Below are 9,053 nucleotides of genomic sequence, written 5' to 3'. Positions count from 1 at the left end.
AGTTGAACTCCGTCGAGATCTTCGCCGGTGGCGGCGGCATGGCCCTCGGCATGCGCCAGGCCGGCTTCACCCACGAGGCGCTCGTCGAGTGGTGGGCGCCGGCCGCGAAGGTCCTCCGTCACAACGCCGAACGAGACTCCTCCCTCTGGACCAAGGAGCACGTCTTCGAGAAGGACGTTCGTAAGACGACTGCGGAACTCGCCGAACTCGGTCCGATCAACCTCGTCGCCGGCGGCCCGCCATGCCAGCCGTTCTCGCTCGCAGGCACCGGCGCCGGCCACTCCGACGACCGGAACATGTTCCCCGCTGCGCTCGACATCGTTAGGCAACTTCTGCCCGACTACGTCGTCTTCGAGAACGTCCCCGGCCTCACCCGGCCCTCATTCGCCCCCTATCTCGACTACGTCCGCGACCAGCTCCGGCGTCCCACGATCACGCCGAAAGAAGGGGAGCTCTGGGACGAGCACCATTCGCGGATTCGCGCCAGCAACCTGAAGGAGCTCTACCGCGTTTACCAGGAAGAGGTCGATGCGGCTGACATCGGCGTCCCGCAGAGTCGCAAGCGCATTTTCCTCGTTGCGATCCGTGCCGACCTCAAGAACGCGGGCTCTTGGCCCGGCATCACCAGGACGCACGGCCGGGACGTTCTCCTTCACCAGCAGTGGGTCACCGGGACCTACTGGGAGCGCCATGGACTCCCGAAGCCGGAGGAGACTCCCGAACGGCTCAAGGCCCAAATCGAGCGGATCAAGAAGACGGGCGTTCCCGACGACCGACTGGCCTGGAAGACCCTCAGGGACCTTCTCGTCGATGTGCCGGAGCCGGCCGTCGAGACAGCGCCAACGGATTGGCCTAACCATGTCGCCATTCCGGGCGCGCGAACTTACGCGAAGCACAACGGCAGCCCACTCGATATGCCGAGCAAGACCATCAAGGCTGGCGTCCACGGAGTGGCCGGGGGAGAGGCGATGCTGCGTGAACTCGACGGCACCGTCCGATACTTGAGCATCCGGGAAGCCGCTCTCGTTCAAGGATTTCCGCAGGACTATGAATTTCCCGGCGTCCGCAGTCGGGTCATGGGCGTCATTGGGAACGCCGTCGCCGTCGATGTCGCCGCACAGGTAGGCCGGACGCTCATCAGTCTCAGAGCCGAGCGCCCGGTCACGCCCTCTGCGGCTGAGACCGCGGATGATGCTGGCACTGACCCGGTCATCTACGAGTCCGCCGCGCGGGCGGCAGTGATTGCCTGATCGCCTGGCTCCGTCGCACAGGCCGGGCTACCGTCGGAGCATGACCGCGATCACCGAGTCTTGGGCCTCGACACCGGGCACGGCGAAATCGATGCGATCCAACCGCGGCCGAGACACAGGGCTGGAACTCCGCGTCCGTCGTGAACTTCACCGCCGCGGGCTCCGTTACCGGGTCGACATCCCACCGCTTCCAGGGCTGCGATCACGCGCCGACATCGTCTTCACACGAAAGCGAATCGCCGTGTATCTCGATGGCTGCTTCTGGCACGGGTGCTCGATCCATGGCGTCATCCCTGTCGCGCATTCTGATTACTGGCGCCCCAAGCTCGCGAGGAACCAAGAGCGCGACGCGCATGCGACACGGGTGCTAGAAGAATCGGGGTGGACCGTCCTCCGATTCTGGGAGCACGAAGACACAGCGACCGTCGTGGAGACGATCCGATCGGCCGTCCTCACACTCCGCGGCCCAAGTCCCACGACCATCGAGTAATGGGGCCTTGCCGGCCGGTCGATCGGGCGTCCCTCTTGGCGAACGCGCGATCAAGAAGTTCCGCCGTGATGGGATCGACCGTCTCGTTGCGCCTGATGTAGTGCTGCAGTGTGATCTTCGGGTCCGTATGGCCGAGAAGAGCAGCGGCGAGCTCGACGCCCGCAAGCTCGTTGATCGCAGTCGCCACCGTGCGTCGGAACATATGAGGCGTGACCCCTTCGATGCCCGCGAGATCCAGCACATGCCGGAGCTGGCGACGGACGTTGTTCGTCGTCAGCGGTGTGCCGCCTCGGGTCGCGAACACCAGGTCGTCGTCCCCGATCCTGCCCTGCTGAGCGAGCCTCGAACGCAGCGCCTCCGCGGAGAACGACGGCAACGCGACGACTCTGCGCGAGCGCGCCGTCTTCGGGTGGTCCTGCCGGATTGTCGGCACGCCGCGGCGGCTAACAATCGTCCCAGCAATTCGCGCAGTCGCAGGAGACGAGGCTACGTCCACGTCTCGGCGTCGCAGCGCGAGCACTTCCCCGATGCGTGCCGACGTGCCCAACATCACCTCGATTATGGAGCTGAGCTGACCGTCCGGTCGGGGTCCCGTCTTGCTCAGACCCGACTCCCAATGCCGAACCGCCGTGCGAACGGCATCGACCTCCACGGGCGTCAGCGCCTCCGGGAGAGTCGGCTCGCGGTGTAGGCGGCTCACATGGTCTATCGGATTTCGCGGCAGGATCTCATGCCGTACCGCGAGCCCGAGAGCGAGCCGCAGGACGACCCGCGCTTGCTTCGCCTTGCTATGGCTCTCGCGCGCCAGCCCTTTCAGGAACCAGTCGCAGCGTGCGACACCGACCTCTCGCAGCGTGAGGTTCTCGAAGGAGGGAATCACCAGACCGCGCATGTTCCGTTCGTAGAGCTGCATGGTCGTCAACGAGAGCCGACCCTCCAACTCCATATCTGCCAACCAGTAGTCGACGAGCGTGGGAAAGCCGCTGTCCGGGGTGAGGTCGGACGAACCCGGCTGGAACAATGACCTCTTCGACAGCTTCACCTTCAGGGCGTGCTCCGCGGAAGCTCGACTGCCCGCCGTCGCCGACACCTGGCGACTGGCGCCATCCCAATCCCGATACCTGGCACTCGCAACGAAGCGCCCTGATTCTGTCGCGGCAACCCGGATCTTCCCGAACGTGCCGATCGGAGTCCGCGGTCTACCCATGAAGCGAACAACACGATCGGCACGCCGAAGCGGGAGAGCGGGGAGGGCATGATTTCAGCACGATCCGTCACCTTACGAGAGCGTCGCCCCCGGACGGAGTGGGGCGCGCTGCGTAGGGAGGAGCTTGGCGGCTGATAACTTGGCGAACGTGACCGTTGACGTCGAAGCCGGTGAGTCGGCTGCCGCATCGCCCGAACGCCGGACCGTCGCCAGCGTCGAGGATCTGATGCAGGTTCTCGAACCCATCACCGCGGATGGACGCGAGGTCTGGTATCGCGGCCACCGGGACCATACTTGGGAGCTTCAGGCTTCTGCGTTCAGGAAGCCGGAGCACCGTGAAAATGAACGCGTCATGCTCGCGCGGTTTCGTCAGGAGGCCGCCACTGCGGGCCTGCAGTACGCATTCGATGAGTGGGGCTGGACCACGTTTGCGCAGCATCACGCACTTCCGACACGGCTTCTCGACTGGTCGCAGAGTCCCCTGGTTGCGTTGTTCTTCGCCAGTGAGCCGAATCCTTCTGGGGCGATCGACGACGTGGATGGCGAGTTCTTCCTCATCCATCCGAACGACCTAAACGAAGAGGCCGGTGACGCCGATGGAGGACATCCTCATTTGCTCTCGGACTCTGACATCACGCTCAAGGACTACCTGCCTGGTCGTGACAGCGAGAACAGGCGGAAGCCGAGAGCTGTCGTTGCCCCGCTGATCTTCGACCGGATTCGGTTCCAGACTGGAACATTCACGTTGACTCAATTGCCGTCTCCTGGAGCCGATCAAGAACCCCTGCGGAAGGCTCGGTCGCTTCAATCCTTCATCGTTCCGACGGCCAGCAAGGCGGCTCTCCGCGAGCAACTCGGTGTGCTCGGCTTCAACGAGGTCTCGATCTACCGAGATCTCGACCGGATTGCGAAACGGATAAAGGCCGTCTACGGCAGGAGCGCCGCATGAAGATTCGCACCGCGCTGATTCCGGAACTCACGGTCGCAAAGTTCCGGCGAATGAAGGACGTAGTCGACCTCAACCCGCCATATCAACGTGAAGGCGGCATCTGGGGGATTGATACCCGGGCAGGTCTGATCGACTCGATCCTCAACGGACTCGACGTTCCCAAGCTCTATTTCGAGAAGGAGTCCAGCCGTCGTCTTACACCGGCTGGTCTCACCTACCAGTATGCGGTGATCGACGGCAAGCAACGTCTCGAAGCCATCACCAGCTTCCTGTCAGGCGAACTGCGACTCGCCGACGACTTCCGCTACTTCGAAGACGAAAACGTACGAGCCGAACGGTTGACTCTCACCGAGCTTCAGGAACGGTACCCCACGGTCGCGCAGCGCTTCCTCGACTACGAACTCCCGATCGTAAGCGTCACTTCCGACAGTGGCGATCTGATCGAGGAGATGTTTCAGCGGCTAAACGCATCATCCTCTCTGAACGCCGCCGAACGCCGAAACGCGATCTCCGGGGCAACTCGCGAATCGGCGAACGAGCTCGCCCGTCACGATCTTCTCCTCAGTCGTTCCCCGATCAAGAACGCGCGATACAAGTACCGCGAGCTCGGAGCGAAGTTCCTGGCGATCGAGCATCAGCTCGATACGAGGGATCGACTCTCTGATACGAAAGCCGACACTCTCCACAGGCTCTTTGTCGCGACGCACGGAGACAACCCGAGCATCAGCGCGGCCAAAATGCGCGAGTACCAGGCGGCCGCGAGGGCAACGCTTGACCGCATGCTGCCGGCCTTCGCGGACAACGACCCGCTCCTCGCGTCGATAGGCACCGTCGTCGTCTACTACCTCGTCTTTCGGGATCCTGCGATCGCGGCAGCGGCCGATCGAGAGAAGCTTCAAGAGTTTGAGGACCTGAGGCGCGAAGCGTCACGCCTCGCCGAAGACGCCCCTGCGTACGCACGACCGGCGAACGTTCGCCTTCGCGAGTACAACGTCTTCGTTCAGTCCACGAACGACGGAAAGGCACTCGAAAGACGCGCTCAAATACTCGGCGCCTTCCTGACGACTCGAACTGATGAAGACCCCCTTGTCGGACTCGACGGACTCGGTGAGGGTGCTGAGGTTCCGGACAACGACGAGAGCTGACGAACCTGCATACGCGGACTCGGAGGACAGAGGGTCAACGACGTGGTTCGACAACAGGCGCCCGCAGCGGATCAGCGGCTTGAGTCCTGGTGCTACTCGTGCGGTTGCTTCATAAGCATCGACGACAGGACAGTCGAGCACGTTCCCGCGAGGGTGTTCCTCGACCGGCCCTTCCCCGAGAATCTCGCGACCGTCTATGCGTGCCGAGCCTGCAACAACGGCACCTCTGCCGATGAACTGTATATTGCATGCCTGCTAGAGGTCATGCTCGCTGGAACCATCGACTGCGCGGTCCTAGAGAGACGACGCATCGCTCAAGCACTTGAACGGCACCCGGAACTCACTACGTCGCTACAAGAAGCGCTCGCGGGCACTTCATCGGCGTGGCAGGCCAAGCGGACAGCACAGAGCCTTATGACGGTCGCCACAAAGATCGCGCGTGGTCATCTGATGTTCGATCTTGCCGATCCACGGTATGACGCCCCGCGCAGCGTGCGTTGGTTCCGCTTGGATGAGGTATCGACGTCCGAGGCCGAGGCATTCGACCGATGGAGTAATCGGGTGTCGGCGACACCAAGGCTCCTGCCAGAAGTCGGTTCGAGGGCGCTGTCGAGGATGTTCGATGAGCGAGAAGATCATCGGGAACCGAACTGGATCACGGTGCAAATCGACCGCTACCGCTATTCGTACCGCGTGGACCGCGATCCAGCCATCCGGTTCGTCTTACGTGGTTACTTCGCATGCGAGATCACCTGGTAGCGACGGCCACGACCACCATGCTCAGATACGTGCCGGCGGGGACCAAAAGGGGACCAGAATCATGCGATCCATGCATCGCACGATGTGAAACTGGGCCTAGAGTGCCCCGGAAACCCGCGGAAAATCGAGGATCGTGACTTCTTCGGCCGCCTGGGGGTCAAGGGGTCGCAGGTTCAAATCCTGTCAGCCCGACCACGAAGCGGTCTCCGCGCCGGTGTCTCACCGGCCGGGGGCCGCTTCCTCGTCCGCCCGCCGCGCGAGGCCCGGGTAGTCGACCACCAGGCCGTCCTCGTCCACCACGAGCTCCGCCTCGGCGACGGGGGGATCGAGCAGGCCGAGGCGCGGATCGGCATCGTGTTCGTGACCGGGCAGAGCCCGAGGTCGCAGTCGACGGCGACGTCGAGGTCGGCGTCGGCGGAGAGGCCGGGCGCAGGCAGCGCCACCCTCCCGGCTGCGCGCGCCTCAGCGCTCCAGCGGCCGGCGTCGTCGCGCCGCAGGCTCAGGTCGCGCGCCCATCCCTGCGCACGCACCGCCACGTCGAGGCGGCGCGTGATCCACCCCTCGCCGACCTCGAGCGACCAGGCGGCGCTGTGCTCGTCGCACGTCGAGGTGCCGTGCGCGGCCGCCGACGATCTGCATGGAATCCTGAGGATCCCGCGCGGTAACACTGTTACGCTAACGCCCGAGCGGTGCCGACGAAGGGGTCGACCGCGCGGGCTCCTCCCGAGGTGCGGTGCGCGTCTGCCGCTCACGATCACACCTCAAGAGGAGTCACACCATGAAGAAGACACTCGCGGCCCTCGGGGTCGCCGGTCTCGCCGTCGTCGGCCTCGCCGCCCCCGCGCAGGCCGCGCCGCCCCCGAGCGCCGAGATGAACCACGAGTCGTACTGGGAGAACCTGGGCTACGGCGACTGCGAGAAGATGGAGTTCGACGACGGCGTCGGCAGCTTCACCCTTCCCGAGCCCCCTGCCGGACAGCAGTACACGCTGCTGGTGCTGAAGGCCGGCTCCGGCGACGGCGCCAGCGACGTCATCCCGTGGCCCGCGCCAGGCACCTACTGGCACAGCTCCGACAAGGACCTGAGCCACGTCATCTACTGCATGGACGGGTACGTGAGCTGACGCTCCCGCTCGACCCCGACTCCGATGGGGCCCTGCAGCAGGGCCCCATCGGTCGTGTCCGGGCCCGCCCGTGACGAGCGCTAGGACACGAAGACGAGGATGCGGTCGTCGCCCTCCGCGGGCGCGCCCCGCCCGTCGGTGTTGCCCGTGAGCGCCCAGAGCGCGCCGTCCGGTGCGAGCACGACGTCGCGCATCCGCCCGTGCTCGGCGAGCCAGTGCACGGTCGACCGGCTCGGATCGGCGAGGTCGACCTGCCGCAGCGACTGGCCGCGCAGGTTGGCGATCCACAGCGACCCGTCGGCGTGGGCCATGCCGCTCGGGCTCGCCTCGCTCGGGTGCCACTGCTGCAGCGGATCGACGAAGCGCGCGTCGCCTGCGGCGCCCTCCACGATCGGCCAGCCGTAGTTCGCGCCCGCCTCGATGCGGTTGAGCTCGTCCCACGTGCTCTGCCCGAACTCGGTGGCGTACATCGCGCCCGCGTCGTCCCAGGCGAGGCCCTGCGGGTTGCGGTGGCCGAGGCTGTAGACGGGGGAGCCGGGGAACGGGTTGTCGGCGGGGATTGCGCCGTCGGGCTCCACGCGCAGGATCTTGCCGGCGAGGCTCGACGGGTCCTGTGCGGCGTCGGGCCGCGAGGCGTCGCCCGTGGTCACGTAGAGCATCCCGTCGGGGCCGAAGGCGATGCGGCCGCCGTTGTGGTTCGCGGCGCGCGGCAGCCCCTCGAGCACGACCTCGGGCTGCCCGAGCCGCAGGGCGCCCGGCTCGCCCGAGAGCGGCGCGCGCAGCACCCGGTTGTCGTCGGCGGTCGTCGTGCACGCGTAGAGGTAGCCGTCGTGCACGGCGAGCCCGAGCAGCCCGCCCTCGCCGCCCGCCATCGTGCCGGCGACCTGCGCGAGCGGCTCGAGGCTGCCGTCGGCCGACACCTCGACGACGGTCGCCGAGTCGCGCTCGCTCACGAGCGCGGTCGTCGCGTCGACGAAGGCGATCGACCAGGGCGCGCGCAGCCCGGTCGCGTGCACCGTCGGCTGGTCGAGGGTGCCCGGGTCGGCGCTCGCCGCGCTCGGAGCGGGGTCGGATGCGGTCGGACCGGCGGGCGGCCTCGTCGCGGTCGCGGCCGGCGAGGGCTCGGTCGCGGCGGGGCCGCAGCCCGCGAGCAGCGCTGCCGCCGCGGTGGCGGCCAACGCGCAGGCGAGCGCTCGGCCCCGGCGTGGCTGCATGGCGGCTCCTCCATCGTGCGTGGCCACACCCTACGCCGGGCCGGGGGATGGCCCCCTGTGCGTGCCGCCGCCCGGCGCCTACGCTCGCAGCCATGAGCGATCCCGCAGCACCGCTGCCGCCCGCGCCGCCGCCCGCCGGGCCGCTGCCCGCCGGGCCGCTGCCCGCCGTGCCGCCCCGCTGGTTCATCCGCACCGCGTGGGTCGTGCACCGCGCCCTCTACCGGATCTCCGGCGGACGGCTCGGCCTCTCGCGGCCGCGGCCGGGGAAGTACGGGATGCTGCGGCTCCACACCGTCGGACGCCGCACGGGCGAGCCCCGCGTGGCGATCGTCGCGTGCTACGAGGACGGGCCGGACCTCGTCACGATGGCGATGAACGGCTGGGCGGAGCCCCACCCCGCCTGGTGGCTGAACCTGCAGGCGCACCCCGACGCATCCGTCGACCTCCCAGGCGGCACGAGGCGCGTGCGTGCGAGGGAGGCGCACGGCGTGGAGCGCGAGCGCCTCTGGGCGGGCTTCGACGCGTACAGCGAGGGTCCCTCGATGGCCGAGTACGCGCGCCTGCGCGCCCGGCGCACGCCGGTGGTCGTGCTGGAGCCCGCCGACCGCTGACGCGGCCGGCGCCGCGGCTTCAGACGAGCGACAGCTCGCGCAGCTTCGCCTCGACCTCGTCGTTCGACGGCTCGACCTGGTGCGAGCCGTCGGGGAAGACGACGACGGGGATGTTCATGCGACCGGAGATGCGCTGCGCCTCGGCGGCGGCGGTCTCGTCGCGCTCGAGGTCGACGTAGTCGTAGTCGACGCCGAGGCCGTCGAGCTGCTGCTTGGTGCGTCGGCAGTCGCGGCACCAGTCGGCGCCGAACACGCGGAGGGAGGAGGCAGTCATCCCTCCACCCTACGGGGGCCGCCGGAGTACG

General features: G+C 67.0%; 11 protein-coding genes. 7 read left to right on the top strand and 4 right to left on the bottom strand.

The features are described 5' to 3' along the window. Positions 1–2 precede the first annotated feature (2 nt). Entirely contained in the window at positions 3–1,250 is a 1,248-nt protein-coding gene (locus AC1RNL_RS11150; protein ID WP_492935255.1) for a DNA cytosine methyltransferase, read from the top strand. 40 nt (positions 1,251–1,290) lie between these two features. Further along, entirely contained in the window at positions 1,291–1,740 is a 450-nt protein-coding gene (locus AC1RNL_RS11145) for a very short patch repair endonuclease (RefSeq protein ID WP_492935254.1), read from the top strand. Here the strand turns inward: AC1RNL_RS11145 and AC1RNL_RS11140 are convergent. Beyond that, positions 1,703–2,782, bottom strand: coding sequence for a tyrosine-type recombinase/integrase (locus tag AC1RNL_RS11140; RefSeq protein WP_492935253.1), 1,080 nt, complete (start codon positions 2,780–2,782; stop codon positions 1,703–1,705). The two genes, AC1RNL_RS11145 and AC1RNL_RS11140, sit on opposite strands and share 38 nt — an antisense overlap. Positions 2,783–3,095: 313 nt before the next feature. Here AC1RNL_RS11140 and AC1RNL_RS11135 point away from each other — a divergent pair, with 313 nt between their 5' ends. The 3 genes from AC1RNL_RS11135 to AC1RNL_RS11125 all read left to right on the top strand — a co-directional run bounded on the left by AC1RNL_RS11135 (position 3,096) and on the right by AC1RNL_RS11125 (position 5,800). Next, positions 3,096–3,896, top strand: a complete 801-nt coding sequence (locus AC1RNL_RS11135; protein ID WP_492935252.1) for an FRG domain-containing protein — start codon at positions 3,096–3,098, stop codon at positions 3,894–3,896. After that, the gene (locus AC1RNL_RS11130) at positions 3,893–5,041 is read left to right on the top strand and encodes a GmrSD restriction endonuclease domain-containing protein (protein WP_492935251.1); all 1,149 of its coding nucleotides are present in this window, start codon (positions 3,893–3,895) and stop codon (positions 5,039–5,041) included. Before AC1RNL_RS11135 ends, AC1RNL_RS11130 begins: the two co-directional genes overlap by 4 nt. A 153-nt stretch (positions 5,042–5,194) precedes the next feature. Further along, the gene (locus AC1RNL_RS11125) at positions 5,195–5,800 is read left to right on the top strand and encodes a hypothetical protein (protein WP_492935250.1); all 606 of its coding nucleotides are present in this window, start codon (positions 5,195–5,197) and stop codon (positions 5,798–5,800) included. Between the two features lie 173 nt (positions 5,801–5,973). Here AC1RNL_RS11125 and AC1RNL_RS11120 read toward each other — a convergent pair whose 3' ends face one another. Next, positions 5,974–6,468: a putative glycolipid-binding domain-containing protein gene (locus AC1RNL_RS11120; protein WP_492935249.1), complete on the bottom strand. Its 495-nt coding sequence runs from the start codon at positions 6,466–6,468 to the stop codon at positions 5,974–5,976. Positions 6,469–6,578: 110 nt separating this feature from the next. Between AC1RNL_RS11120 and AC1RNL_RS11115 the strand changes: the two genes are divergently transcribed. Then, the gene (locus AC1RNL_RS11115) at positions 6,579–6,923 is read left to right on the top strand and encodes a hypothetical protein (RefSeq protein ID WP_492935248.1); all 345 of its coding nucleotides are present in this window, start codon (positions 6,579–6,581) and stop codon (positions 6,921–6,923) included. 80 nt (positions 6,924–7,003) lie between these two features. On the opposite strand, the gene AC1RNL_RS11110 is transcribed toward AC1RNL_RS11115, so the two are convergent. Next, positions 7,004–8,137, bottom strand: a complete 1,134-nt coding sequence (locus AC1RNL_RS11110; protein WP_492935247.1) for a PQQ-dependent sugar dehydrogenase — start codon at positions 8,135–8,137, stop codon at positions 7,004–7,006. Positions 8,138–8,229: 92 nt separating this feature from the next. On the opposite strand from AC1RNL_RS11110, the gene AC1RNL_RS11105 reads away from it, so the two are divergent. Next, positions 8,230–8,748, top strand: coding sequence for a nitroreductase/quinone reductase family protein (locus AC1RNL_RS11105; protein ID WP_492935246.1), 519 nt, complete (start codon positions 8,230–8,232; stop codon positions 8,746–8,748). A gap of 19 nt (positions 8,749–8,767) precedes the next feature. Here AC1RNL_RS11105 and AC1RNL_RS11100 read toward each other — a convergent pair whose 3' ends face one another. Continuing rightward, positions 8,768–9,022 carry a glutaredoxin domain-containing protein gene (locus AC1RNL_RS11100; RefSeq protein ID WP_146357621.1) on the bottom strand — a complete coding sequence of 85 codons (255 nt, stop codon included), beginning with the start codon at positions 9,020–9,022 and terminating at the stop codon, positions 8,768–8,770. Positions 9,023–9,053 lie beyond the last annotated feature (31 nt).

The organism is Agrococcus sp. GW821-FHT14H11 (assembly GCF_058803545.1).
The sequence above is the reverse complement of the archived record's forward strand: the minus strand, read 5'-3'. Positions and strand labels throughout refer to the sequence as shown.